23 protein-coding genes are annotated in these 24,525 nt (G+C 73.5%); 8 read left to right on the forward strand and 15 right to left on the reverse strand.

The genetic code is table 11. The features are described from left to right. Positions 1–14 precede the first annotated feature (14 nt). Both AB0C99_RS24545 and AB0C99_RS24550 read left to right on the forward strand, forming a co-directional pair. Positions 15–281, forward strand: coding sequence for a hypothetical protein (locus tag AB0C99_RS24545; protein WP_362478772.1), 267 nt, complete (start codon positions 15–17; stop codon positions 279–281). Positions 282–304: 23 nt separating this feature from the next. Continuing rightward, entirely contained in the window at positions 305–745 is a 441-nt protein-coding gene (locus AB0C99_RS24550) for a VOC family protein (RefSeq protein WP_362478775.1), read from the forward strand. 44 nt (positions 746–789) lie between these two features. Here AB0C99_RS24550 and AB0C99_RS24555 read toward each other — a convergent pair whose 3' ends face one another. From AB0C99_RS24555 to AB0C99_RS24570, 4 genes are all read right to left on the reverse strand, one after another. After that, positions 790–1,224 carry a YdeI/OmpD-associated family protein gene (locus AB0C99_RS24555; protein WP_362478777.1) on the reverse strand — a complete coding sequence of 145 codons (435 nt, stop codon included), beginning with the start codon at positions 1,222–1,224 and terminating at the stop codon, positions 790–792. 25 nt (positions 1,225–1,249) lie between these two features. Continuing rightward, positions 1,250–1,711 carry an AraC family transcriptional regulator gene (locus AB0C99_RS24560; protein ID WP_362478780.1) on the reverse strand — a complete coding sequence of 154 codons (462 nt, stop codon included), beginning with the start codon at positions 1,709–1,711 and terminating at the stop codon, positions 1,250–1,252. Positions 1,712–1,774: 63 nt separating this feature from the next. After that, a complete protein-coding gene (locus tag AB0C99_RS24565; RefSeq protein WP_362478783.1) occupies positions 1,775–2,185 on the reverse strand; it encodes a VOC family protein in 411 nt (136 codons plus the stop codon). A 78-nt stretch (positions 2,186–2,263) separates the two neighbouring features. Further along, positions 2,264–2,773 carry a hypothetical protein gene (locus tag AB0C99_RS24570; protein WP_362478786.1) on the reverse strand — a complete coding sequence of 170 codons (510 nt, stop codon included), beginning with the start codon at positions 2,771–2,773 and terminating at the stop codon, positions 2,264–2,266. Here AB0C99_RS24570 and AB0C99_RS24575 point away from each other — a divergent pair. Continuing rightward, on the forward strand, positions 2,739–4,754 hold the full coding sequence (locus tag AB0C99_RS24575; RefSeq protein ID WP_362478789.1) for a copper-translocating P-type ATPase: 2,016 nt from the start codon (positions 2,739–2,741) through the stop codon (positions 4,752–4,754). The genes AB0C99_RS24570 and AB0C99_RS24575 overlap by 35 nt on opposite strands. 12 nt (positions 4,755–4,766) lie before the next feature. On the opposite strand, the gene AB0C99_RS24580 is transcribed toward AB0C99_RS24575, so the two are convergent. The 3 genes from AB0C99_RS24580 to AB0C99_RS24590 are packed head-to-tail and all read right to left on the reverse strand — an operon-like array spanning position 4,767 to position 7,079. Then, positions 4,767–5,198, reverse strand: a complete 432-nt coding sequence (locus AB0C99_RS24580) for a glutaredoxin domain-containing protein (RefSeq protein WP_362478792.1) — start codon at positions 5,196–5,198, stop codon at positions 4,767–4,769. A 22-nt stretch (positions 5,199–5,220) separates the two neighbouring features. Continuing rightward, the gene (locus AB0C99_RS24585; protein ID WP_362478794.1) at positions 5,221–6,543 is read right to left on the reverse strand and encodes an MFS transporter; all 1,323 of its coding nucleotides are present in this window, start codon (positions 6,541–6,543) and stop codon (positions 5,221–5,223) included. Next, a complete protein-coding gene (locus AB0C99_RS24590; protein WP_362478797.1) occupies positions 6,540–7,079 on the reverse strand; it encodes a helix-turn-helix domain-containing protein in 540 nt (179 codons plus the stop codon). Before AB0C99_RS24590 ends, AB0C99_RS24585 begins: the two co-directional genes overlap by 4 nt. A 94-nt stretch (positions 7,080–7,173) precedes the next feature. Here AB0C99_RS24590 and AB0C99_RS24595 point away from each other — a divergent pair, with 94 nt between their 5' ends. From AB0C99_RS24595 to AB0C99_RS24605, 3 genes are read left to right on the forward strand one after another with little or no spacing between them, the layout of a single operon-like run. Further along, a complete protein-coding gene (locus AB0C99_RS24595) occupies positions 7,174–8,865 on the forward strand; it encodes a pyridoxal-dependent decarboxylase (RefSeq protein ID WP_362478800.1) in 1,692 nt (563 codons plus the stop codon). Further along, complete coding sequence (locus AB0C99_RS24600) at positions 8,862–10,085, forward strand: sulfotransferase (RefSeq protein ID WP_362478803.1); 1,224 nt, start codon at positions 8,862–8,864, stop codon at positions 10,083–10,085. The genes AB0C99_RS24595 and AB0C99_RS24600 overlap by 4 nt, the downstream gene beginning before the upstream one ends. Next, positions 10,082–11,323 (forward strand): cytochrome P450, encoded by a 1,242-nt coding sequence (locus AB0C99_RS24605; protein ID WP_362478805.1) that lies wholly within the window; start codon positions 10,082–10,084, stop codon positions 11,321–11,323. Before AB0C99_RS24600 ends, AB0C99_RS24605 begins: the two co-directional genes overlap by 4 nt. Before the next feature lie 56 nt (positions 11,324–11,379). On the opposite strand, the gene AB0C99_RS24610 is transcribed toward AB0C99_RS24605, so the two are convergent. The 7 genes from AB0C99_RS24610 to AB0C99_RS24640 form a co-directional block, all read right to left on the reverse strand. Then, positions 11,380–13,023, reverse strand: a complete 1,644-nt coding sequence (locus AB0C99_RS24610; RefSeq protein WP_362478807.1) for a CAP domain-containing protein — start codon at positions 13,021–13,023, stop codon at positions 11,380–11,382. Between the two features lie 229 nt (positions 13,024–13,252). Beyond that, positions 13,253–13,804: a hypothetical protein gene (locus AB0C99_RS24615; protein WP_362478810.1), complete on the reverse strand. Its 552-nt coding sequence runs from the start codon at positions 13,802–13,804 to the stop codon at positions 13,253–13,255. A 572-nt stretch (positions 13,805–14,376) separates the two neighbouring features. After that, a complete protein-coding gene (locus AB0C99_RS24620; protein WP_362478813.1) occupies positions 14,377–14,871 on the reverse strand; it encodes a hypothetical protein in 495 nt (164 codons plus the stop codon). Positions 14,872–15,561: 690 nt separating this feature from the next. Continuing rightward, positions 15,562–16,344: a MerR family transcriptional regulator gene (locus AB0C99_RS24625; protein ID WP_362478816.1), complete on the reverse strand. Its 783-nt coding sequence runs from the start codon at positions 16,342–16,344 to the stop codon at positions 15,562–15,564. After that, positions 16,341–17,438: a serine hydrolase domain-containing protein gene (locus AB0C99_RS24630; RefSeq protein WP_362478819.1), complete on the reverse strand. Its 1,098-nt coding sequence runs from the start codon at positions 17,436–17,438 to the stop codon at positions 16,341–16,343. The genes AB0C99_RS24625 and AB0C99_RS24630 overlap by 4 nt, the downstream gene beginning before the upstream one ends. Before the next feature lie 418 nt (positions 17,439–17,856). Then, complete coding sequence (locus tag AB0C99_RS24635) at positions 17,857–18,417, reverse strand: chitin-binding domain-containing protein (RefSeq protein WP_362478822.1); 561 nt, start codon at positions 18,415–18,417, stop codon at positions 17,857–17,859. A gap of 83 nt (positions 18,418–18,500) precedes the next feature. Next, the gene (locus tag AB0C99_RS24640) at positions 18,501–19,577 is read right to left on the reverse strand and encodes an FUSC family protein (RefSeq protein WP_362478825.1); all 1,077 of its coding nucleotides are present in this window, start codon (positions 19,575–19,577) and stop codon (positions 18,501–18,503) included. 335 nt (positions 19,578–19,912) lie between these two features. Between AB0C99_RS24640 and AB0C99_RS24645 the strand changes: the two genes are divergently transcribed. Next, positions 19,913–20,272 carry a hypothetical protein gene (locus AB0C99_RS24645; protein WP_362478828.1) on the forward strand — a complete coding sequence of 120 codons (360 nt, stop codon included), beginning with the start codon at positions 19,913–19,915 and terminating at the stop codon, positions 20,270–20,272. Positions 20,273–20,447: 175 nt separating this feature from the next. Here the strand turns inward: AB0C99_RS24645 and AB0C99_RS24650 are convergent, their stop codons facing one another. Beyond that, entirely contained in the window at positions 20,448–23,756 is a 3,309-nt protein-coding gene (locus AB0C99_RS24650) for a hypothetical protein (protein ID WP_362478831.1), read from the reverse strand. 317 nt (positions 23,757–24,073) lie between these two features. Here AB0C99_RS24650 and AB0C99_RS24655 point away from each other — a divergent pair, with 317 nt between their 5' ends. Next, positions 24,074–24,328: a DUF6332 family protein gene (locus AB0C99_RS24655; RefSeq protein ID WP_362478834.1), complete on the forward strand. Its 255-nt coding sequence runs from the start codon at positions 24,074–24,076 to the stop codon at positions 24,326–24,328. The last annotated feature ends 197 nt before the right edge of the window (positions 24,329–24,525 follow it).

A 24,525-nucleotide genomic window follows, 5' to 3' on the forward strand; every position in this document is an offset into this window, starting at 1 on the left:
GGGCGGCTGGGCGGATGGTGAGCGAGGGCTACGGCGACGGACGCATCGAGGGTTATGGGGACGCCCCGTTGAGGGACGGGGAGGACCATCCCCTCTGGGAGCCGGTCGAGTGGACTCTGCCCGGCGCGTCCCCGCTCTCGGGCGGCGCGGAGCCGTTCCCCGGCATCCTGTGCTGCGACGACCCCCACAGCCCGCGCTGCGGCACGCTCCTGGCCCACGGCATCACCCGCGAACAGCACACCCGCCTGGCCCGAGCCCTCGGCACGTGGCCCGCGCCCTGACACCCGCACGAGGGAGACCCGCCATGACGCTCCTCCGGATGGACAACGTCGGCATCGTCGTCGAGGACCTGGACGCCGCCGTCGCCTTCTTCACCGAGCTGGGTCTGGAGGTCGAGGGCACCGCGCGGGTCGAGGGGCCGTTCGCCGACCAGACCGTCGGGCTCAGCGGCGTACGCAGCCACATCGCGATGCTGCGCACCCCGGACGGGCACGGCAGGCTTGAGCTCTCCCGCTACCTCTCCCCCGCCGCCGGTGTCGACGGCTCCCCGAACCCGCCGCCGAACACCCTGGGCCTGCACCGGATCATGTTCGCCGTCGACGACATCGACGACACGCTCGCCCGCCTGCGCGCGCACGGCGCCGAACTGCTCGGCGAGGTCGCGCGGTACGAGGACGTCTACCGCCTCTGCTATCTCCGCGGCCCGTCGGGCGTCATCGTCGCCCTGGCCGAGGAGCTGCGATGAGACGGGGCAGGGAGGCGCGGCGAGGCGCCGCGCCCGGGGTGCGGTCAGCCCCGTAGGTCCGTGATCGCCTTCTCGATGCGGCGCTGCCGTGTCTCCGGCTTCTTCGCGTTCTCGATCGCGCGCACCTGCTCGCGCCTGCGGGTGTAGGAGAGTGCGTCGTACGCGGCGCGGACGGCCGGGTCGGCGTCCAGGGCCAGGGCGAAGTCCTCCGGCTCGACGACCACGCGCGGCTCGGTGTCGAGCTCCAGGTCCACCTCGACCTCCTCGCCGGTCTCGACCTCCGCGGCTTCCCGATTGGCGAGGCTGAGGCCGATCAGGTGACGGCCGCGCATGAGGGCGAGCCGACTCCTCCAGGTGTGCCCGTTGACGGTGATCGTCACCGGCGGCCGGGCTCCGCCGCCCAGCGCCGCCACCACCTCGGGCGGCACCTCCAGGCCGCGCATCGGCTCCGGCGGCTCCACGTGCGTACGGAACCTCATGGGATTCCTCCTCTTTCCGTTCCCGTTACCCGTTGCTGTGCCCGCTGCTGATCCCGTTGGCGACCGTTCCCGCGACCTGCCGCGCGATGTGCGCGGGCATCCGCTCCACCGTGACCTCCGCCCGACCGCAGAAGGCTTCGGGCGGCACACCGACCAGCTCGGTGAAGCGTGCGGTGAACACGCCCGGCGCCACGCAGCCGCCGACCGCCGCGCGCGCCTCGGCGACGCCGAGGTCCCCCCGGCGCAGCAGCGCCGCCGCCCGCCCGACGCGCCGGGACATCACGTACGCGTACGGCGACACGCCGTACGCGACCAGGAAGCCGCGGCTCAGCTGCCCCACGGGCAGGCCCGCCTCACGTGCCAGCGCCGCCACGTCGAGCGGCCGCGTGTACTCCCGGTCGATCCGGTCGCGGACACGGCGCAGCCGCGCGAGCTCGGTCAGTCGCTGCGCCTGGATCCGCGCGCGCCCCCATGCCGGTCTGCACATACGAGGTCTCCCCTCCGGTCCTCCGGCCGGTTCTCCGGTCCGTACGTGAGCGTGCGCGCGGGATCAGCGCAGTTCCTGGATGCGGATCAGGTTGCCCGCGGGGTCGCGGAACGCGCAGTCGCGCACCCCGTACGGCTGGTCCGTCGGCTCCTGGACCACCTCGGCGTCCCCCGCCTGCACCTTCTCGAACGTGGCGTCCAGGTCCGGCGTGGCCAGCAGGATCCAGCCGTACGTGCCCTTCGCCATCATCTCGGTGATCGTGCGCCGCTCGTCCTCGGTGATGCCCGGGTCGGCGGCGGGCGGCGCCAGCAGGATCGACGTCCCCGGCTGGCCCACGGGCCCGACCGTGATCCAGCGCATCCTCCCCTGGCCGACGTCGCTGCGGACCTCGAAGCCGAGGACGTCCCGGTAGAAGGCGAGCGACGCGTCCGGGTCGGTGTGCGGGAGAGCCGTGGTGTGAATGGTGATGTCCATGACCGAAAGGCTAGGCGCGACCGCCCGGGGCGCGCTTCTCGATTCCTGATCGATCCGTACGCGCGGAGCGGGGCGGCCTCACCCGTTCGGCGGACGCGAACGGGTCGGGCGGGCCCGGGGGAAGTGGACTGGAGCGAAGCCGAGGAGGGACCGAGCATGGACAGACAGGCGCCGACCGTCGCCGAGATCGCGTTGCGGACGTGCTGGTGCGGCGGCGAGCTGGCGGCGCTGGAGCGGCGTCTCGCGGGGCGGCCGGGAGTGCGGTCGGTGAGCGTCGACCGGACGACCGCGACCGCCCACATCGCCTTCGACCCCGCCCTCACGAGCGCGGACCGGCTCGCCGACGAGCTCGACGAGGCCGGGTACGCCTGCGACCGCGCCGCCTGCCCCGACTCCTGCTGCCAGCCGGGGCACCCGCCGGTCGGCCCGGCGGACGAGCGCGAGCCCGTGCCCGTACACGAGGAACACGCTCAGCACCAGGAGCGCCAAGAGCACGAGCGGCACACAGGCCACGACGAGCACGCCCACCACGGCGCCGCCGCCGTCCAACGACATGCTCCGCAGGTTCGTCGTATGCGCGCTGCTCACGATCCCCATCGTCGTCTTCTCGCCCATCGGGCACAGCCTCGGCGTGGAGGTGGCCCGGCCGCTCGGCCTGTCGATGGCCTGGTTCGGTCTGGTCCTGGCCACGCCGGTGGTCTTCTGGGGCGGCTGGCCGTTCCTGTCGTCGGCGGCTCGGTCGCTGCGCCACGGCGACGTGACGATGATGACGCTGATCTCCGTCGGTGTCCTCGTCGCGTACCTGTACTCGCTGTTCGCGACGCTCGCCGGGCAGGAGGACGTGTACTTCGAGGCCGCGGCCATGCTCACGACCCTGAGCCTGATCGGGCACTGGCTGGAGATGCGCTCCCGTTTCGCGACCGGCCGTGCCGTGGAGGCGCTGCTGACGCTGGCGCCGCCGACCGCGCGCGTACGCCGTGGCGGCGCCGAGTCCGAGGTGCCGCTGGACCAGGTCGTGGTGGGCGACGAGGTCGTGGTGCGACCGGGCGAGAAGATCCCGGTCGACGGGACGGTCGGCGAGGGCACCAGTTACGTCGACGAGTCGATGATCACCGGCGAGCCGGTGCCCGTGGCGAAGGCGGCGGGCAACAGGGTGGTCGGCGGCTCCCTCAACACGACCGGGGCGTTCGTGTTCACGGCGACGGCGGTCGGGGCGGACACGGCGCTGGCCCGGATCGTCCAGCTGGTCCGCAACGCGCAGGCGTCCAAGGCCCCCGCCCAGCGGCTGGCCGACACGGCCGGGCGCTACCTCGTGTTCGTCGCGCTGGGGGCGGGGCTGCTGACGTTCGTGGCGTGGAGCGTCTTCGGGGGCGACCACGGCATCGGGTTCGCGGTGACGGCCGCCGTGTCCGCGATCGTCATCGCCTGCCCGGACGCCCTGGCCCTGGCGACACCCACGGCGATCACGGTCGGGATCGGGCAGGGCGCCCGCGGCGGGGTGCTGTTCAAGAACGCGACCGCGCTGGAGAACACCGCGGGGATCTCGGCCGTCGTGTTCGACAAGACCGGCACGCTCACCGCGGGGAAGCCCGCGGTGACCGACGTCGTGTCCGTGCCGGGCGCGTCGGACGACCGGGTCCTCGCGACGGCCGCCGCCGTGGACCGGCAGTCCCAGCACCCGCTGGCCGAGGCGATCGTCGACGCGGCCGAGGCCCGTGGCCTGGCCCCGCTCCCGGCCACGGGTTTCGACTCGGTGCCCGGCCACGGCGTCACGGCCGTCGTCGACGGCGTCACCGTCCTCGTGGGGAACCTGCGCCTGATGCGGCGCGAGCGGGTCGACGCCTCGGCACTTACGGACGCGGCGACCGCGCTCGCCGCGTCCGGGAAGACGGCGGTGTACGTGGCCGGCGGCGGCGAGGCCCTCGGGCTGATCGCGGTCGCCGACCCGGTGCGGGCCACGGCCCCGGCGGCCGTGGCCCGGCTCCGCGAGCAGGAGATCGGGACCGTCATGCTCACCGGCGACCAGCGCGGCACCGCCGACGCGGTCGCCTCGGCCACCGGCATCGACACCGTCATCGCGGAGGTGCTGCCCGAGGACAAGGCGGCGAACATCACCGCCCTCCAGGACGGCGGGGCGCGCGTGGCGATGGTCGGCGACGGCGTGAACGACGCGCCCGCCCTCGCCCAGGCCGACGTCGGCATCGCGATCGGAGCGGGCACCGACGTGGCCGTGGAGACCGCCGACGTGGTCCTCGTCCACGACGACCCCGCCGACGTGGCGTTCGCCGTCACCATCGCGCGCGCCACCCGCCGAAAGATCAAGCAGAACCTCTTCTGGGCCGCGATCTACAACCTGCTCGCGATCCCCGTCGCCGCGGGAGTCCTCTACCCCGGCCTCGGGATCCAGCTCCGCCCCGAGTGGGCGGCGCTCCTGATGAGCGCGTCCACGATCATCGTCACCTTCAACGCGCTCCTGCTCCGCCGACTCCGCCCGCCCGAGCGCCACCCGGCCCCGGCCACGGGCACAGCCGCGGCCCCCGCCCCGGCCGCCGACAGACGCGCTTCCTGAGGAGAGACAGGCTCAGCGGACGAGCTGCGCCCGCACCCACGCCGGATCGGGGTTGGTGTGCGCCCGGCCCGCGACGACGACCGTGGGCACGGTCTCGTTCCCGTCGTTGGCCGCCCGCACCTCGGCGGCCCCCTCCGGGTCGCGCCAGATGTTCACCCAATGCATCCGCCGGGCGTCGCGGCCGAGCCGGGCGCGCAGGCGGACGCAGTACGTGCAGCCCGGCCGCCAGTAGACGACCGGCCGGCCGTCGGCGGCGCTGCGTTGCCGCGCCTCCCGCGCGTCGAGCGGCCTCGGGAAGAACAGCGGGGAGTTGGCGCCGGCGAGCGCGGCGAAGGCGAGGAGGAGGACGACGGCCACGGCGGGGTGCCCGGTGGCGAACTGCGCGGCGGCGACGGCCGCGCCGCTGAGCAGGAGGAGTATCGGCAGAAACCAGACGCGCATCATGACGCAGCAGGCTAGCGGCCGCTCATCCGGCCCCGACCGCCCGGGCAGGCTCTTCCGCCGCCTTGGTCGCCCCTGTGGCCTCGGACTCCTCCGCGGCCCTCGCGTCGGCGGCCCGCTCCGCGGCGGCGCTGCGGGCGGCCTCGACCCGGCGGTTTCCGGTCATCGTGGACGTGACCGCGGTCATGGTGAGCAGCAGGGCGGCGGCGGTGTAGAGCGGGGTGCGCACGTCGTACGCGGTGGCCAGCCAGCCGCCGAGGAACGCGCCGAGCGGGGCCGTGCACATGCCGAGCATCCGGGACGTGGAGGTGACCCGGCCCATCAACTCGGCGGGGACGATCGCCTGCCGCAGCGAGGGCGCGAGCACCATCGTGGCGCCGACACCAGCGCCGCAGACGGCGAGCGCGAGCCCGGCGGCGTACGCGTTCGGGGCGGCGGCCAGGCCCAGGATGGCGAGGCCCTCCAGCGCGGCCGTGCAGGTCAGGGCGGCGCCGGTGCCGAGCCGGCGGCCGAGGACGGAGGCGATGCCCGCGCCGAGGAGGCCACCGGCTGCCTCGGCCGTCAGGAGGAGTCCGAAGCCGAGGGACTCGACGCCGAGGCGGGTGTGCGCGAAGAGGGCCAGCACGGTCTCCATGGCGACGAAGGCCATGTTCCCGACCGCCGGGCGCAGCGCGAGCCCGAGGAGGACCTGGTCGCGGAGTACGTACGAGGCACCCGCCCGCGCCTGGCGGAGCAGCGACTCCCGGGCCCGCGCTACGGGCCGGGGGGTCGCCGGCAGCGAGCGTACGAGCAGGGCGGAGACGGCGAACGAGACGGCGTCGGCCAGCAGCGGACCGGCCCGGCCGAGCGCGAGCAGGGCGGCGCCCGCGGGCGGCCCGGCGAAGCCGGAGGCGGCGGTCTGGGTGGCGCGCAGGCGGGAGTTGGCCCGCTCCAGGAGGGCGGGTTCGCGGCCGAGGAGGTCCGGGAGGTAGGCGGAGGCGGCCGTGTCGAAGAAGAGGCCGCCGAGGCCGAGGAGGAAGGCGACGGCCGCGAGCAGCGGGATGCTGAGCAGGTCGAGCGGGGCCGCCACGGCCGGGACGGCGAGCAGGACGGCCCGCGCCGCGTCGGTGATCCACATGGTCCGCCGCCGGTCCCAGCGGTCGACGAGCGCGCCGCCGAGTATCCCGAACAGCAGCCAGGGCAGCGTTCCGGCGGCCGTGACGACGGCGAGCGCCATCGGGTCCCGGGTCAGTGTCAGGGCGAGCAGCGGCAGCGCGGCGTGCAGCACTCCGTCGCCGAGCGAGGACACCGTATGGGCGGTCCAGAGGCGCCCGAAGCCGTTCGGAAGTCTGATGTGGTCCGAGGTCACTTGGCGTCTCTCTCCGTCGGGTCGCCCTGCTTCGGGTGGAACAGCGCGAACACGAAGGACGCGTCCGGCAGCGCCGGGTCGGACAGCCGCCGGTACTCGCCGACCAGCGCCTCCAGGCGCGCGCTCAGCTCCGCGAACTGCGCGTCGGTGAGCCGGAGATGGGCCATGCCGACGTGTCGCTCGCCGTCGGCCGGGGCGGCCTCCAGGTCGGCCACGGCGTGCCGCATGAGGAAGTCCGGGCCGCCCTCGCCGGGGTCGGGCAGCTCGATCGAGCGCGCGGCCATGGCGTAGTACCGCTCGGTGACGCCGCGCACCTTCCGCGTGCGTACGACCTCGACGATGCCGGCGCGCTCCAGGAGGCGTACGTGGTAGCTGGAGCTGCCCTTGGCGAGGCCGACCCGCTCGGCGATCTGCGTGATCGTCGAGGGCTCGAAGCGGAGCACGGCCATGATGCGGTGGCGGGTGAGGTTGGAGACGGCGCGTAGCTGCTCGTCGGTGGTGACACGGAGGGACTCGGGAAGGTCGTCGGCACGCATGACCCCAATGGTCAACACTTCTTGACCATTCGTCAACGGCTTTGAGGGGACGTGCACTTGTCACATGCCCCCAGGGGCATCACAGTGTGATCCCGTGAACACCATTGGTGACCTCGCGGAGGTCGAAGCGGAGGCCGAACCGGCCGCGGCCGCCCTTACGTTGCCCTCCGGGACGGTGGCGGCGCTCGGACGGCGGGTCTGGGAGCTGGTCGCGGGGCATCTCGACGCGGAGGGGCGCGACACCGGCATCGGTACGGATACGGGCACGGGCGGCGGCACGGGTACGGGTACGGGTACCGGCACGGATCCAGGTACGGGCACGGGCACGGGCACAGGTACCGGCACCGGACGGCGAGGGCTCCCGGTCGCCGCGCCCGGCGCGGCGGCCCTCGCGGGCCGACTGCGCGCGGAGTCGCTGCCCGCCGCCCCGGCGGACGACCCGCTCGCGGTGGTGGACGAGGTGGGGCGGCTGCTGGGCGAGGGCAACGCGCACCCCGACCACCCGGACTTCCTCGCCTTCGTGCCCGCGCCGGGGACCGTCACCGGAGTCCTGGCGGCGACGCTGGCCACCGGCTTCGCGGTCCCGACCGGCTGGCGGTTCAGCGGCGCGGTGTCCAGCGCGATCGAGTCGGCCGCCGTCCGCTGGCTGGCCGAGCTCCTGGGGCTGGCGCCGGGGGCCTCGGGGCTGTTCGTGTCCGGCGGTTCGACCGCCAACCTCACCGCCCTGACCGCCGCCCGCGACGCCCTCGTCGGCACCGAGGCCCACGGGGCCACCGCGTACTTCTCCGACCAGACCCACTTCTCCGTCCCCCGGGCCCTGCACATCCTGGGCATCGCCGAGGACCGCGTCCGGGTCCTGCCCGCCGACGCGCGGCGGCGCCTCCCGCTGCCCGAGCTGGCCCGGAGGGTGGCGGAGGACCGGCGCGCGGGGCGGCGGCCCTTCCTCGTGGTGGCCAACGCGGGGACCACGGCCACCGGCGCCGTCGACCCGCTGCTCGAACTGGCCGCGTTCTGCCGGGCCGAGGGCCTGTGGCTGCACGTGGACGGGGCCTTCGGCGCGCCCGCCGCGCTGACCGCGCGCGGACGCGCGCTGCTCGCGGGCCTGGACGCGGCGGACTCGGTGAGCGTCGATCCGCACAAGTGGCTGTTCCAGCCCGCCGGGACGGGCTGCGTGCTGCTGCGCGACCCCGCCCACCTGACCCGCGCCTTCGGCGTCGCGCTCCCCCACTACCTGGAGGCGGGCGCGGCCGGTGCCGAGGAAGACGGGGTGGACAGGGCGGACAGGGCGGACAGGATGGACGGGGCAGACGGTGCGGACGGGGTGGACTACCTCCAGTGGGGCATCGAGCAGACGCGGGAGTTCCGTGCGCTGCGCCTGTGGCTGTCGCTGAAGGTGTTCGGCGCGGACGCGTTCCGCGCCGCCGTGGAGCGGGGACTGGACACGGCCGAGGCCATCGCCGCGTACATCCGCTCCCACCCCGGCCTCGCTCTGGTCACCGAGCCCTCGCTGGGCGTCGTCACCTTCGTCGGGGAGCCGCCCGCCTCCGCTCCCCCGCCGCGCCCCGAGGAGACGGACCGGCTCGTGGCCGAGGTCTGCGCGGCGCTGCGCGCGGAGGGGCGGGCGATGGTCGTGGGGGTCGGGGTCGGCGGGCGGCGGGTGTTCCGGCTGTGCCTGATCAATCCGCGCGTCGAACTCGACGGCCTGCGCGCCGTCGTGGACCGGATCGCCGAGCTCTGGACCGCCCTCGCCGACGCTCCCGAACGCCGCCCCGGGGCGGGCCTGTGACCACGGCCGCCCCCGACGGCGACGGCGAACGGCCCCACGCGGACCGGCTCGACGCGGACCGGCTGCGGGCCGAGGCCGTACGCCTCACCGGCCTCTCGGACTTCGGCGCGCCCGGCCACGTACCCGCCCTCGACCTCCTCGTATCGGCGCTGGAGGCGGAGGCCCGGCTGACCCCCGCCGGCCGGGCCGAGGCCCGGGAGACGCTGCTGCGCGCGCTCCGGACCCGGCTCCGGTTGCACGCCCTGCCGGAACCGCCCCTGCCCTACGGGCCGCCCGTCGTCCTCGTCGGCCTGCCCCGCACCGGCAGCACCCTCCTCCACCGGCTCCTCGCCCACCACCCGGCCCTGCGGGCGCCCCGCCTGTGGGAGCTCCTCGCGCCGGTCCCGCCGCCGGGGACCACCGAGCCCGAGGCGAAGGCCGACGCAGAACAGCGCATGGCCGATGTCGAACGGCACGTGGCCGACGCCGAGCGGCACGTGGCCGACGCCGAGCGGCACGTGGCCGACGCCGAGCGGCACGTGGCCGAACTGGCGCGCACCGCGCCCGAGCTGGCCCGGATCCACCCCACCGGGGCGCACGAGCCGGAGGAGTGCGAGCACCTGATGAACACCGACTTCCGCAACAGCGTCCTCGGCCTGATCAGCTACCGCGTCCCCGCCTACGCCTCCTGGCTCGCCGACCAGGACCTGACGGCCGCGTACACGCTGCACCGCGCGCAGCTCGCCCACATCCTCGCCCGCCGCCCGGCCCCGCCCGGCGCCCGGCCGCTCCTGAAGAGCCCGTCGCACCTGTGGCACCTGCCCGACCTGGACCGCGTGCACGGCGGCGCGCGGTACGTGGTCCTCGAACGCGATACGGAGGAGGCGCTCGGCTCGGTGTGCGGTCTGGTCGTCGCGGCGCGGCGCAGACGCAGCGACGCCGTCGACCCGCGCGAGATCGGGCGGGCGATGACCGCCGCCACGCGCACGGGCCTGGCGCGGATGCGCGCGTTCACCACGGACGCCGCCGTCGCCGACCGCTGTCTGACCGTCCGCTTCGACGAGCTGGTGGCCGGGCCCGAGGCGACGGCGGCCCGGGTCCTGGACTGGCTGGGGCTCGGCGCCGACCGCGAGCTGCGGCTGCGCTGGCGGGCCCACCTCGCGCACAACCCCCGCCCGCCCCACGTGCATCCCCGCGCCGCCTGCGGCCTGCGGGCCCCCGACCTGGAGGGAACGACATGAGCGCGGTTCCCGCGCACCACCGCCGGCTGCCCTACCCGTTCGACCGCGCCGACTGCCTGGCGCCGCTGCCGCACACCGGGCTGCTCGACGTGCCGGGGCTGGCGCGGATCTCACTGCCGAGCGGCGATCCGGCGCGTCTCGCGGTCCGCCACGCCGATGTCGTACAGGCCCTGACGGACCGGCGGCTGAGCCGCCGGGCGATGCTGACGACACCAGGCGGCCCGCGCTGGACCCTCGCCGACCGCGACGAGCCCAGCCTGCTCGGCCTGGACCCGCCGGACCACACCCGGGTCCGGCGGCTCTGCGCCCCCGCGTTCCGCCGGGACCGCGTGGCCGGTCTGACGCCCGCCGTCACCGGCCACGTACACCGGCTGCTGGACTCGCTGCCGGGCGCGGAGCGGGAACCGGTGGACCTGCACCGCGCGTTCGCCCTCCCGCTGGCCGACGCCGTCCTGTGCGATGTCCTGGGGGTGCGCCCGGGGCATCGGGCGCGGCTCGTGGAGTGGGCGCGGCGGAAGCTGTCGCTGACCTCGCTGCCGCCGGAGCAGGCGCGGGCCGGCCACGACGCCCTGCGCGCGCACTTCGAGCGGCTGCTGCTGTCGCCCGAGGGCGCGGAGGGCCTGGTGCCGGGCGGGCTGCTGGACCGGCTGCGCGAGGCCCACGGCGCCGGGGAGCTGAGCGGGCCGGAGCTGCTGGCCACGGCGGTCAACCTGTTCGTCGCCGGGCACGCCACGACGGCCGCGACCCTGACCAACGGCGTCCTGGCGCTGCTCGTCCACCGGGAGCAGTGGCGGGCCCTCCGCGCGGACCGGGGGCTCCTGGGGCCCGCCGTCGAGGAGATCCTGCGCTTCGACACGATCGCGGACGTGGGGCTGCCGCGGCTGGCCGTGGCGGACCTGACCATCGGGGCGACCCTGGTCCGGGCCGGGGAGGCGGTCGTCCCGTCGCACGCGCACGCGGGCCGCGATCCGGCGGTCTTCGACCGGCCCGGCGTCTTCGACATCACCCGTGCGCCCGGCCCCCACCTCGCCTTCGGACACGGCCCCCACCGCTGCGTGGGAGCCGGTCTCGCCCTGCTCGAACTCCGCACCTCCCTCTCGGCCCTCGCGGACCGCGCCCCCGGCCTGCGCCTGGCGGAGCCGCCCGCCGCGCTGCCCTTCCCGGGGGGCTCCCTGATCGGCGGCGTCACCCGTCTGCCGGTGTACGTACGCGGGGGCGGGGGCGGAGACCGGGGCTGAGGGGACCGGCCGGGGCGGGCGGCGTGCTGCGGCGCCCGCCCCGGACGGGGGCAGGGTCAGCGTGCGCCGAAGACCTGGGTCCAGTAGGGGCCGCCCGCGTCGTGGACGCCGACGCCGATCTCCTTGAAGTCGCAGTTGAGGATGTTCGCGCGGTGGCCGGGGCTGTTCATCCACGACTCCATGACCTGCGCCGGGGTGCTCTGCCCCATGGCGATGTTCTCGCCGTACGTGGTCCAGGGGTAGCCCGCGGCGGTCACGCGGTCGCCGGGACCGGCGCCGTCGGGGTTGGTGTGGTCGAAGAAGTCGCGGGCGGCCATGTCGTCCGAGTGCCCCTGGGCGGCCTTGACGAGGGTCGCGTTGGAGGTGAGCGGCCCGCAGCCGGCCTTGGCGCGCTCGGCGTTGACGAGGGCGACGACCTGGTCGGCGGCCGAGGACTGACCGGGATCCTGCTGGCCGCCGCCACCCGAACCGCCGTCCGTGACGGGGGGCTTCGCCGTCTTGCTGGGCGCGGCGGGCGTGGTGGCGGTGCGCTTCGGGGCGGGCGGTTTCGTCGTGGCCCCGGCAGTCTTGCTCGGCGTGGCGGCGGGCGTCTTCGGGGCGGCGGAGGTCTGCGTCGCGGACGGGGAGGCGGAGGCGGCTCCGGACGCGGAGGCCGACGGCGGGGCGGAGAGGGTGCCGGGCTCGTTGGCCTGGTTCGGGTCGAGGTCGGGAGCGGCGGCGGCCCGGCCGCCGTCCAGGACGTCGTCGTCGCCGCGCCCCGCGTGCAGGGTGAGGGCTCCGCCGGTGACGGCGACGACGGCCAGCCCTGCCGCGACGACGGCGCGGCGGCGGTTGCGCTCGTCGGCCTGGCGCCGCCGCCGACGCGTCGCCCGGGTGGCGCGCCGCCCGGCCGCGGGGACCGGGGAGACGACGGCGAAGGGAGCGGTGGGGGCGAGGGCGGCGGCCTCGGTGGGGGCGAGGGTCTCGGTGGGGGCGAGGGAGACGGTCGCGCCCTCGGACACGGTCAAGGGCGACGCCCCGTCCACGACCGACGGCCGCTCACTCCACGCCTCCCCCGCCATGCCCGCCATGCCCGCCCGGCCCGCCGCGCCGATTCCGGTGGCGCAGTAGCCGCAGTGGGCGGTGTGCCGGGCCAGTTCGTCGCGCCAGAAGGCACCCGGCAGGCCGTCCCAGGCGGCGGCCCGTTCGGCGAGGGCGGCGCAGCGCGGAGCGCGGGCGAGCGCCAGGGTCACCGACTGGACCGCGTCGAGCCGGACCCGTACGGCCTCCATGCGCTGAGCCATGTCCTGCGGGGACCAGCCCAGGGCCGCGGCCGTCTCGTACCGGCTGAGGTGCCCCTCCTGTTCCAGCGACCAGAGGGACGACAGGACGGCGTCCTCGACGTCGAGCCAGAGGCCGTCGGGGATGCCGGCCGCGTGGGCGAGGGTGCTCGCCACGCCGATCCCGACGAGCCAGGGGCGGAACATCTCCGGCGACAGGAGCGTGCCGAGCGCGAACTCGGCGCGGCTCAGCGTGTCGCGCACGATCGCGTGGACGGCGGCGTCGGCGCCGGGCCGGCCGTCGAGGGCGCGGACGGCGAGCACGTGGACGAGCGGCTGGTAGGCGCCGATGAGCCGCTCCCGGGCCCAGGTGTCGCCATACTGGGCCGCCCGTATCAGCTCCGCGTCCGTCAGCTGCTCGAAACCCGTGGTCCGCTGCACGCCGCCCGCCTTCCCTCGCCTGTCGCGCCTCTTGCCGGATCTCCTTGTGGAGTTCCTTGTACGCAGGGGAGAGCCGGTACGCGGCACCGGATAACGAAAACCGGGGACGAGGATCGTGTGACGTGGGTCACGGACCGCCGCCGCCCTCAATCTCAAGGAAGGTGAGGACGGCGGCGGAGATCAGAAGGCGAGGAACCGGTTCAACAGGGACGGCAGAGGACGATCCGGATCAGCAGGGACGGATGTGGTAGACGGGCGTCCAGTTCGCGGTGCCCGAGCCCTTGGCCACGTGGGACCAGCGCTCGCTGCCGTCGTTGTTGTAGAAGCGGGCGCGGGTGCCGGGGGTCTGGTTGTTGTTGAAGGTGCCGTCGCCGATGCCGTTGAAGTCGTAGTAGCCACATCGGTAGTAGTCGTAGTTCACGCCGCGCCCGTCGGTGATGCACAGGTGCCCGTCGTTACAGGCGGCCCGGGGCGCGTCGGGTGCGGCCAGGTCACGGGCCTCCGCCTGTCCGGGGACGGGCAGGGTGGCGGTGCCGCCGGGGAGGGCGAGCGTGTTGGCGGAGGTCTGGCGGGCCCCGGGCTCCTCGGCCAGCACGGCCTCGACGCGCCGCTGGAGCTGCCCGGCCTGCGCGTCGGTGAGACCGACGGCCCGGGTCTGTTCGGAGTAGGGCAGGGTGGTGGTGTCGGGGGCGGCGGCGTGGGCGGAGAGGGCGGGGGCCGCGACGAGGGCGACGGCGGCGAGCACCAGTCCTGCGGATCGGCGAAGGGGGACGCGCTTCAAGGTCTTCTCCAGGTGTCGGCGATGCCCCTCGTTCCGAATCCGAGGAGCAAGCGCTTCCTCTCCACCCCACCCCGGCTTCAACACTGCCTGGCAAGGGTCCGCCACATCCCCCCAGCCAGCACACGACATCAAGCCGAAGTCCCGCCTGGGCCGACTTCTTCGGCTCCGCAGCCCTGTCCGGACGGGCTGGAGTCCATGCCTTCGGCGCCCGGCCGCTCCTCCACGACGTCCCGGCGACGCGACGGAGACATCACCGATGTCGTAGACGGCGACGACGAGCCGATGGAGGGCGAAACCCGACCGTGCCCCCGCCGGAACCAGCCCCGATAGAAGGGATCCACGGCCAGATCCACTCGCAAGGTCTTGACGGCCGCAGTGCGATCGCGAACAAGGCCGCGTGCGCCGCGCACCAGGCTGGAAGCACCCCGGCGGAGCAGCGACCTCACCCCGTACCGACATCCGAACAGGCGCTCTTACGCACCGCCCGGGCTCCCGGGGCGCGGCCGAGGAGACTCCACAGCCCGCTGATCGCGTACGAGCGCGAGTCCGCCGACGGGCTGCTCGGTGGAGGGTCACATACTGCCGAAGAACCGTGTCCACCACGTAGGCCGCGCCGCGAAGTACCCCAGCGTGCTGGGGCCCTCATAGTCGCTCTCCAGCAGCTCCTCCGGGACGCTCACGTAGCCGAGCTCGGCCAGTGCCCGCTCCACTGTGGCGAGGTCTGCGGGATCCAGCGCGCCCTCCTCACAGGCTTCGTCAGTGCCGAGGAAAGCCCCCGGATTGTCGGCACATACCTCAGCGAGGGAGCCGAACTTACTCACGCAGACCACGATCCGCGTTCCGCAGATCGTCGCGTCCGCGGGCACGTGGATGCGTCCGTACTCACTGGAGTTCTGGGTGTCCCGCTCGGACTCGCACAGGACGCCGAAGTCCGCTTCGAGCCGGCTGACCAGCCCGCTGAACGCGACGCCGGCCGCAGCGCGGTCGTAGCGCAGCGGCCGTTCCATCCGTTCGGGGTCATCGAGTTCACGCAGGAGCGCCAGCAATTCCGTCTCGCTCATCGTCATCCGCCCATCCTGCCGCCCAGCGCTCGCAGGCGCCGCAGAGGATGTCAGAAATCGGCTGGATGGCGATGTCTCATGCGGTGGGATCCAGGTGCAGGCGCATGCCTTTGGTGACGGAGGCGGCACTGGAGGCGGGGCCGTCGAGTCGGTGGGTCTCGCTGGGGTGTGCAGCAGAAGGGTCGGGGTCGGGTAGCAGTCGAGGCAGTGCTCGGCGGCGATGGCCCGGCGCACTTCGGTGTCGGAGAGGCTGAGGCCGTCGACGTACCAGGCGCGCTGGACCGCTCCGGCCAGCGCCAGGCCCTTCTCGGGGGCCTGGCGTCGCAGCGCGACGAGGGCGGTGCCGGCGGCGCCCGGAGTTCCACCTGCTGCTCACCGTCGACCGAGGGGCGCTGCGGCACATGGTCGACTTCACCGACAACGCCGTCTCCCCGGGGACCTGGCTGTGGGTACACCCCAGCCAGGTAGAGCGTTCCGGTGACCTGGACTCAGCCTCCGGCACCGCCCTCCAGCGCCTACTCGGCGTCCTCCTGGTGCGCCTGACTCACCCGGCAGTCCCTGCGGGAACCCTGATCGCCACGCAGGCGGACACCATCCAGCGGTTCCACGCCGCCGCCGAACGCGACTGGCGACCCTCGACGCCGCCGGGTCGGAGCGAAAGAGGCTCCTTCCCAGACGTCCGGGCGGGGACCTCACCTACCTATGGGTATGGGGACCTCGTACGCCCGCCGCGCGGAGTCTGGTCTCGGTGAGTGCGGTCAGGCGGGCCGCGACCGGTGCCTGGTCCTGGCGGTGATTGTTGATCAGCTTGTACTGGGCGGACGCCTTGGTCCAGGCCCGCAGGCTGGCAGGGTCTCCAAGCAGCGCGGGGTTGGCGAGGTAGCGGGCTGCCATGGCGGCCGCGAGCTCCTCGATCCTGGGGTCGTCCGGTTCCCAGCTCTCGGCCTCCCAGCCGCGCTTGGCCAGGTCGACGTACTCGGGGTCGTCCAGCCCGTTCTCCAACTGCGCCAGGAAGCCGTCGAAGCCTTCCGGGACCAGCGCCCGGGCCAGGATCAGGGCCTCGCGCTGCGCCGCCACGTAGTCGGGGCCGAAGCCGAGGCCGGGCATCCGGTCCAGGACCGCGCAGGCACGGTCGGGCAGCAGGGCGCGGTTGCCGTCGGTCAGCCGGTGCAAGGTGTCGCGGCGGGCGACCAACTCGTCGATACGTTCGGTGAGCCGGCGCTCGACGTCGGTGAGCGTGGCGGCGAACCGGGCGGCGTCGGCGTCGAGCATGGGCCCGATCTCGGCGAGCGGAACGCCCGCGCCGGCCAGCGTCCGTACCTGCACCAGCCGCAGCAGTTCGGCGGATCCGTAGCCGCGGTAGCCGGAGCTGTCACGCTCCGGCTCCCTGGCCAGGCCGAGCTTGTGGTAGTGCCGCACCGCCTTCACCGTGACCCCGACGAACGCGGCGGCCTGCCCGATCGTGACTCCGTTCCTCATCGGTCCAGCTTGCCGCAGAACACCGCCTCCACGAAACGCTGCTGGGCGTCCTGGAAGGCCCCCGCGATCGACAGGTCGGCGTCGTCCACCCAGGTCAGGCCCGCAGTCAGGGTCCTGCTGCCGTCGGGGGTGCTGTACATCAGCGCGGCCGAGCCCATGGTGGCGCCGTTGTGGTGGAAGACGGTGCCGCCCCGCGTCTCCTGCGCGAACACTCCGAGGCCGTAGCCGACGGACGCTTCCGGCGTGCGCATCTCCGTCAGCAGCCCGGCGGGCAGGAGCCTGCCGCCCATCAGGGCGGAGAAGTACGTGTGCAGGTCCCGCGTGGTCGAGATCATGTCGCCTCCGGCACCCACCCAGGAAGGGTTCTGGCGCGTGACATCGACCGTCCGCTCCCGCCCGGCGTCCTCGTAGCGGTAGTAGCCGTGATTGTGCGGCTCGGGAATCTCCGGGGAGGCCCCCGGCGCCACGGTGCCGGTCATCCCCAGCGGTCCCAGGATCCGGCGCCGCAGCTCCTCCGCGAAGGGGTGACCGGTGACCTTCTCGAGGAGCAGCCGGGCCAGTACGTAGTTGGTGTTGGCGTAGCTCCAGCCGGTGCCCGGCTCGAACCGGGCCGGCTTGGACAGCGACAGCTGGACGAGCTCCTCGGGCAGGTACGTCTTGAACCGGTTGTCGACCCACTCCTTGCCCCGCCAGGGGACTCCCGGCACGATCGTCCCGTCCTCGTAGAGCTCGCCGGTGTGGTTGAAGATCCCGCTGGTGTGCTGGAGCAGCATCCGCACCGTGATCCGCCGGTCCAGACCGAGCTCCGGCAGACAGTCACCGGCCGGAGCGTCCAGCCCGAGCTTCCCCTCGGCCACGAGCATGAGCACCATGGTCGCGACGAAGCTCTTGGTGCTGCTGCCGATACGGAAGTGCCCGTCCGTCAGCGTTTCCCCGCCCCGGCCCAACTCACGCGCACCGGCACCGCCGACCCATTCCCCCCGCTCGTCGTTCACCCTCAACTGGATCCCGACGAAACCGGCCCCGGCCACCTCCTCGACCGCCTTCCGCAGCTCCGGACGGTCCTGCCCCTGGCCGGAATAGTTCACGGTCATGCTCTGCTCCCTCACATCAGTAGTGCCGTTCGGCACCGTGCCGATGCGATGAGCCTCCACCCTGCCCCAAGGTCAACCTCAAGCGTGATCCAGACCACAACGCCCCGGCCGGTCCACCTGACTGGCACAGCTCCAGGCCGGGGACGAGCTCATGCCAAGTGCCGATCCGCTTCCAGTTCCGCGCCCACGGTGAGCAGGTCGACGTGCGGTGTAGCGGGCGGTGACACGGCCGGTCCTACACGCCGCGCAGCAGCGCCGTGGGCTACGTCGGCGGCGTAGCCCCTGGTCGGATGCGGGGCGGGCACTGCGGCTCTGCCGAGTCACGCTCCCCCTGCGGACGGAGCGCGGGTCGGATACACGAGGCCGAAGGCGTGCTCGGCCGGGCTACCGGGTGGGCAGAGGCCCCGCCGCCCCGGGTCTAGAAGGGGTTGGCGTTCTCCTGGAAGGAGATCTGCGGGACGAACCCGGACTCTCCATCGACGTAGTACGTGACGGTCATCAGCCGATTGTCGGGCAGCAGGACGTAGTACGAGCCCTCCACCCGCCCGGACTCGTTGCCGGTCTCCTCGCCGCCGCTGTGGAGCTCGGTCCCGGACTCGGTGACGTCGTACTTGTAGTTGTACGGCTGGGGGGCCTGGTCCGAGCCGGACGACCGGACCGGGGGCTGTGCGGCCGACTCCTTGACGGTGCGGACGATCCAGTCCTGGAACTTCGGGTCGAGGCGGGCGACCTGACCCGGATCGCGGGTCGAGTGCAGTTGGCCCGTCTCGGGGTTGTAGGACAGTGCGGGCTCGTCACCGGGCTGCTGCGGCGCCAGCCGGGCCGTCTCGGACGAAGTCTGATCGGCGGTGTCGAGCGCTGCCGCGAGCGCCGTCAGGTCGAGGTGAAGCGGTCGGTCACCGGGAACTCCTGCGTGTCGGCGTGTTGATCTTCCGGGCGTGCCGGACGTTATCCCCGGCCGGGCGCTGCTGAAAGACACCTTCCGGCCGCTGCCCTCTATCTCCGGCGAGGAACCACCGTTTACCCGGGACCGGCGTCCAAGCCGGAGGGCGACGTGGCAGCTCACCGGAAGGCGTGCTGGTGAGGGCCCAGATCAGGGTCGAGTTCGTGGAGCATCTTGCGGGTGTCCTCAAGGATGCCCGCGGTGCACAGGACGCTCCAGTGGCCGTACGTGGGCGACTGGGTGACGGCGCAGTCCAGGAACCGGGTCTCCGCCTCGCCCAGGAGCGCGCGAAGGCGTCGGCTGTCCTGCTCGGCGGGGGTTCCCGGGCCGAGGTGGCGGTCGGCGACATCCGTCAGTACGGCGCCCAGGGCCTCCAGCAGGCCGTCCAGTCCGGGCGGGGCCGCGGGTGCGAGGCCGTGCGCCTGGGGCTCGGAGTCCTGGAGTGCCGGGGAGCGGCCCTCGCGGAAGTTCAGGTCGTACAGGCCGCGGGCGATGCCGCGGATCTGGTGGCTGATGTGCTCCAGCGCGGTGGCGGCCTCGGCGAGCCGGTCGACCTCGGCCGCGCGGCGGCGGCTCCGCCACCGCGACGCGTCCCGGGCCTGCGTCACCGCTCCCTGCACCAGGTCCAGCCGCACGCTGATGGCGCGGGCGGCGGCCACCCACCGCCCGCTGGCCGAGCCCCAGTCCGGGCGGTCCAGGGCCCCGGCCATGTCGGTGAGCAGGACGGACATGTCCTTGGTCAGCGCGGCGGTGTCGGCTCGGGCCTTGTCGACGAACCCGGGCGTGGGCACCGCGAGCGCGACGGCCGTGCCCACGAGGATCCCGAGGATGTTGTCCTCCAGCCGCGCGGTGCCGTAGCCGAGGTGTTCGCTGCTGCCGAGGACGAGAATGCCGGTGAGGGCGACCTGGTGCATCTGCGGCCCCAGTCGCAGCAGCCGCCCCGCGAACATTCCCACCAGCATCACCGTCACCAACGCGAGCGCGTCGGTACCGATGAGCGTGGCCACGGCCGCGCCGAGAAGCACTCCGAAGACCACTCCGGCGGCCCGCTGGAGCGCCTTGCGCATCGTCCCGTACGGCGTGACCTGGGCGGTCAGGATCGCGCCGGCCGGAGCCAGCATCGGCTGCGGCAGGTGGAAGAGGGCGTCGGCCGCCCACCACGACAGCAGAGCCGCCACCACGGTCTTCAGGACCATCGTGCCGTCTCCGAAGCCGGCGACGGCACGGTTTCGCAGGCGAGCCGCTGCGGGACGCGAGGAGAGAGAGCGTCGGGACATGGCGGCCTTCGTCGATCGGCAAGGGGCACGGCCCCGGGCCGCTGACGGGCCCTGGTGCCCCGTGCCACGCTAACACCGCCGGAGACGGGGGCCCCGCACCGCCGTGCCCGCAGGCCACGGCGACGAGGTGCCGGATACCGCCGGGGTCGAGGTTGGTATGAGCAGAGCCAGAAGCAGCAGAGGCAAAGGACGCATCATCAGTGTTCCTGACCGTCACACCAAGGGCGGTTTCCTGCGGCGCGGCAACTCATGACGTGGTCGAGATCCTGCACCCCGAAGAGCTCTCCGGGCCGGGGGCAGCCCATGAGGACGCGGGCCGGGATCTCCTTCTGGAGCACGGCTTCGCACCCGGGCTGTCTCGGTTCGCCGCCACCCACGCGACCTGGGACGGCCCCGGTGCGACGGTCGAGGACCTCCTCGTCAGCACGGCCGACAAGGTATGGAAGGACAAGCGGGTCGCCGCCCTGGAGGACAGGCTCGTGCAGGCGCTGGCCTCAGCCACGGGGCGCGAGCCCTGGGAGGAGTACCTCGCGCTCGACGACTTCCTCACCCGCCTCGGCGCGGACGCGCCCCGTCGACTGGCCTTCCAGGCGGCCTTCCCCCTCAGCCGGTGATCCGTCCATCCCCCGGCCCCCACCGCCGGAGCTACCTCCGGAGCCGCCACCGAACAACGGATCCGCCCCGCACACCACAAAGGGCGCCCCTGTCGTCCCCCGGCGGCCGGGAAGCGCGAGGGCCGGGCGTGCGCCCCTCGGCGTGCACCCGGCCCTCACCCTCACTTACGCCACCTCAGGGACCGAAGTACCCGGCGACATCGGCGAGCAGGTCGATGCTCCCGTTGCGGTTGTAGAACGTGACCTTCCCGTCCTCCACCGGCACCACCACCAGGTTCGGCACCGTCTGCCCCGCAACCACGTTCAGGTTCGAGGCGCTCGTCCGGGTCGTCCCGTACGGGTACACGGACACGAACGTCGACGCCGTCGGGTTCGTCGCCGTCACGTTCAGGACGACCGCCGTCACCCCCGCCGCCGGGACACCGGCGCGACCCGCCACCGTCAGGGTGACGGTCTTGTCCGCGCCGATCTTGGCCTTCGGCACGCCGCCGGTACCGGAACGCGTGTCCATGACGCGCGTCGGGGCCACCGCCTCGTAGAGGGAGCCGAAGGTGCCGCTGGTGAAGTATCCGGCGACGTCGGCGAGCAGGTCGACGCTCCCGTTGCGGTTGTAGAACGTGACCTTCCCGTCCTTCACCGGCACCACCACCAGGTTCGGCACCGTCTGCCCCGCCACCACGTTCAGGTTCGACGCGCTCGTCCGGGCCGTCCCGTACGGGTAGACGGACACGAACGTCGACGCCGTCGGGTTCGTCGCCGTCACGTTCAGGACCACGGCCGTCACCCCCGCCGCCGGAACGCCGCCGCTGCCCGCCACCGTCAGGGAGACGGTCTTGTCCGCGCCGACCTTGGCCTTCGCCACGCCGGTGCCGTCACGCGTGTCCATCACGCGCGCCGGAGCCACCGGCTCGTAGCGGGAGCCCGTCTCGCCCGGCCAGTAGTACCCGGCGACGTCGGCGAGGAGGTCGAGGCTGCCGCTGCGGTTGTAGAAGGTGACCTTGCCGTCCTTCACGGGCACCACGACCAGGTTGGGGACCGTCTGCCCCGCCACGACGTTCAGGTTCGAGGCGCTGGTCCGGGTCGTCCCGTACGGGTACACGGACACGTACGTCGACGCCGTCGGGTTCGTCGCGGTCACGTTCAGGACCACGGCCGAAATGCTGGTGGAGTCCGGGACCCCGCCGCGGCCGGTGACCTGGAGGGTGACCTCGTCGCCCGGGCCGACCTTGCGCTTCGTGACGCCGGTGCCGTCACGCGTGTCCATGACGCGGGCCGGCGGCACCGGCTGGTAGCGGCCGGAGGCCATCGAGCTGAGGCGGGTGAGCGCCACCTCCCCGTACAGGTACAGGGGTTGGGTGACCTTGCCGGAGACGGGCTCGGCGGTCAGCGTCCAGCGGTAGACGCCGTCGGGCATCGGCTGCCCGGCCGAGTCCGTGCCGTCCCACGTCACGGCCAGCGCGCCGCGGATGTCGTCCCAGCCCTGGAGCGTGCGCTGGTGCGTGCCCGAGTCGCTCACGAAGGTGACGCTCCAGCGGCTGACCGGCTGGGAGAACCACCACTTGCCGGACCAGGTCGGCGGCACGGGTGCCTTGCGGTCGAGTACGGCGACGGGCTGGGCGGTGTCGATGGCGGAGAGGGTCGGTGTGAAGACGCCGCTCGGCACCACGTGTGTGCGCTGCTGCTCGTCCACCCACACCAGGTGGCCGCCGAAGCGGTCCACGGCCCAGCCGTTGCCGGGCCGGGCGTCGACCGGACGGCCGATGGCGCGGGTCGCGGTGTCCGGGCCGCGGAGCGGGGTCAGCGACAGGGCGCCGTCCCGCGCGTGGGCGACGTAGCCGGCGCCGAGGACCGCGGTGTCGTGCGCGGGCAGGGTGACGGTGGTCTTCGTGGCGAGGTCGGTGACGCCGGAGGCGCCGTCGCACTTCCAGTACGCGGAGCCGCCCCGTACCTGAAGATCCGCCAGGTGGCAGTCGGCGAGCTTCACCGGGGGCAGCGCGGCGCCGGTGCCGATGTCGACGGCCTCCACGGTGCCGGGGGTGTCGCCGTCCCACCAGAAGGTCGAGCCGTCCAGCGAGGTGGCACGCCCGGTGAAGCGGGACCCTTCGTAGACGGTCTTGCGGGTGTCGAGGTCGAGGATCTTCTGGGCGCCGTTCCAGGAGCGGAAGGACACATACCGCCCCGACGCCTCGACATCGCCGACCACACCCTCGGCCGCGACGGGCGCGCCGGGCATCTCCCCGTCACGCCCGAGCGCGAACAGGGCCTCCCGGTTGTCCTGATAGACGAACCGCCCGTCCCCGGTGGGCGTGAACACGGGGCAGCCCTCGTCGCGCCGGCAGGCGTCGAAGAGATCGCCGCCCCGGTCGCGGGCGGGCTCGGCCGTGACCGTGTCGGTGACGGAGAGCCGGGTGCTGCGCACGGTGGGCGGCTTCCACGGGATCTGGTCCACAGTGGTCAGCTCGCCCTGGGCAACGGCCACCCGGTGGCGGAGGTTCGCGACGAGCGGGATCCGCAGGACCGTGTCGACGTGGAAGGCGCCTCCGTTGATGTCGACGCGCAGCGCGTGGACCGTCCGGGACCCATCGTCGCCGAAGCGGACGGCCAGCAGGCGTCCGTCCGGGGTCATCCGGATGTCGCCCCGGACCTGCTCCAGGACCGCGCGTCCCGGGCCGCCGGTCACGGGGGACGCCGTCAGCGTGGTGTTCCAGGAATTGAGCTCCAGTATCGAGCCGGAGATGACCTGGTTGCCGACGACGCCGACCGGCACGTCCAATTCGGTCCACTCCCGCTCGTACAGCGGCTCCGGACCACCGAGGATCCCGGCGTCCCAGATCTGCAGGCGCAGGTCCGTCGTGACGACGAAGACGTAGTCGCCGACCGCGTAAAGGGCACGGGCGTTGTCGACGGGCCGCAGGCCGAGGGTGACGGAGTTGACCCAGGTCCAGCGCTTCTGGCCGTCGAGCCGGTAGGAAAGGAAGAAGCCCTTCGGGTTGTCCCCCTCCTCCACATGGATGTCCGTGGTGCCGGGCCGGAAGCCCCAGACCGTGCGGTCCTTGACCGTCCCGCCGCTGACCGACAGGGCGTGTACGGAGACGACGGCGCCTTCCACATACTCGTGGGTGACGACCTCATTGCCCATCAGGGCCGCGAAGCGCTGGCCCGCCGGGATGGGGACGCTGCTCACGGTGGTGCCGCGCACGTCGGTGAAGTCGACCTGGTTCCGGTCCGTGTCGAGCCGGGCGATCAGATCGCCGCCGGTACCGAAGAGCCGGTCTCCCCCGGGGTTGGCGTACGGGACGGGCGCGCTGCCGTCGTACGGGACCCACTGAACGCCCGTCTCCGTGCCGCCCCGCAGGAAGCCGGTGGTCCCGGTTGCCGGGATCTGCCCGGCGTCCGGTGCCGGATTACGCTCGGCGGGGATCACCAACTCCGCGGGCGCCGCCGCCGGAGCCGCGGCCGCGGTGCCCGCGCCGAGCGGGGTCACCGTGGCGAGCGCCGCGGCCAGCGCGACGGCGAACGCCGCGGCGCGCGCGGGACGGCGCGTTCGTATCTGCCGCAGCTGTCCCGCCGGTGTCGCCGGTGTTGCCGGTTTCGACTGCCTTGCCGTTCTTGTCTGCCTGAACTGACGCAAAGAAGAATTCCTCCCCGAATGAAGTGAGCCGAGGCGGAGGACGCGCACCGCGCGGGGACCCCCCGGTCCATACCCCCACCTGCCTCAACTGCCCTGACATTAACAGCGGTCGGGTGCCAGCCACCCGGCCGGGACCCCTCCCCCCAGGCGGAGGATGAGAGACTCGCCGGATGGACATGGGACATGAGTCGCGCGGCGAGAAGGACGCTATGACGGTGGAGATCGTCTTCGCTTTGGTGACCGCCACCGTGCTCGCGGCGGCGGTCTTCGCCGCCGTCGCGGTCCTCTCCCTGCCCTTCGACCTGTCCGGCCGGACACGGGAGCTCACCCTCAAGGCGGGCGCGGTGCTCGGCGGGGCGGCGGGGGTGTGGCGCGTGGTGCGCGTCCTGGTGCGCTTCGACAGGCACCGCCGTCTGGGCCGCTGACGTGGCAGCGGCGCGCCTGGCCCTTCGGTGACGGGCGGCACGACGCTCCGGAGCCAGTTCCGAATGCTGCGGATGAACGTGCACGGCGCGTCCTCCGCCAACGGCACCCACATCAGTAAGGGATAGGTTTCAGGCCACCCAGGCGGATAAATCCCGGGGGACGGGACGCACACACTGCGATCATGGAGCCGCTCGAC

This window comes from Streptomyces sp. NPDC048659, assembly GCF_040650575.1.
GTDB lineage: Bacteria > Actinomycetota > Actinomycetes > Streptomycetales > Streptomycetaceae > Streptomyces.

What these genes read in the sequence shown, in the direction of transcription:
- AB0C99_RS24555 (WP_362478777.1), bottom strand. Translation starts at nt 1,224, where the DNA reads ATGAGGTTCCGTACGCACGTGGAGCCGCCGGAGCCGATGCGCGGCCTG.
- AB0C99_RS24625 (WP_362478816.1), bottom strand. Translation starts at nt 16,344, where the DNA reads ATGAGGAACGGAGTCACGATCGGGCAGGCCGCCGCGTTCGTCGGGGTC.
- AB0C99_RS24565 (WP_362478783.1), bottom strand. Translation starts at nt 2,185, where the DNA reads ATGGACATCACCATTCACACCACGGCTCTCCCGCACACCGACCCGGAC.
- AB0C99_RS24580 (WP_362478792.1), bottom strand. Translation starts at nt 5,198, where the DNA reads ATGATGCGCGTCTGGTTTCTGCCGATACTCCTCCTGCTCAGCGGCGCG.
- AB0C99_RS24575 (WP_362478789.1), top strand. Translation starts at nt 2,739, where the DNA reads ATGCTCCGCAGGTTCGTCGTATGCGCGCTGCTCACGATCCCCATCGTC.
- AB0C99_RS24605 (WP_362478805.1), top strand. Translation starts at nt 10,082, where the DNA reads ATGAGCGCGGTTCCCGCGCACCACCGCCGGCTGCCCTACCCGTTCGAC.
- AB0C99_RS24620 (WP_362478813.1), bottom strand. Translation starts at nt 14,871, where the DNA reads ATGACGATGAGCGAGACGGAATTGCTGGCGCTCCTGCGTGAACTCGAT.
- AB0C99_RS24550 (WP_362478775.1), top strand. Translation starts at nt 305, where the DNA reads ATGACGCTCCTCCGGATGGACAACGTCGGCATCGTCGTCGAGGACCTG.
- AB0C99_RS24655 (WP_362478834.1), top strand. Translation starts at nt 24,074, where the DNA reads ATGGACATGGGACATGAGTCGCGCGGCGAGAAGGACGCTATGACGGTG.
- AB0C99_RS24630 (WP_362478819.1), bottom strand. Translation starts at nt 17,438, where the DNA reads ATGACCGTGAACTATTCCGGCCAGGGGCAGGACCGTCCGGAGCTGCGG.
- AB0C99_RS24545 (WP_362478772.1), top strand. Translation starts at nt 15, where the DNA reads ATGGTGAGCGAGGGCTACGGCGACGGACGCATCGAGGGTTATGGGGAC.
- AB0C99_RS24640 (WP_362478825.1), bottom strand. Translation starts at nt 19,577, where the DNA reads ATGGTCCTGAAGACCGTGGTGGCGGCTCTGCTGTCGTGGTGGGCGGCC.
- AB0C99_RS24560 (WP_362478780.1), bottom strand. Translation starts at nt 1,711, where the DNA reads ATGTGCAGACCGGCATGGGGGCGCGCGCGGATCCAGGCGCAGCGACTG.
- AB0C99_RS24590 (WP_362478797.1), bottom strand. Translation starts at nt 7,079, where the DNA reads ATGCGTGCCGACGACCTTCCCGAGTCCCTCCGTGTCACCACCGACGAG.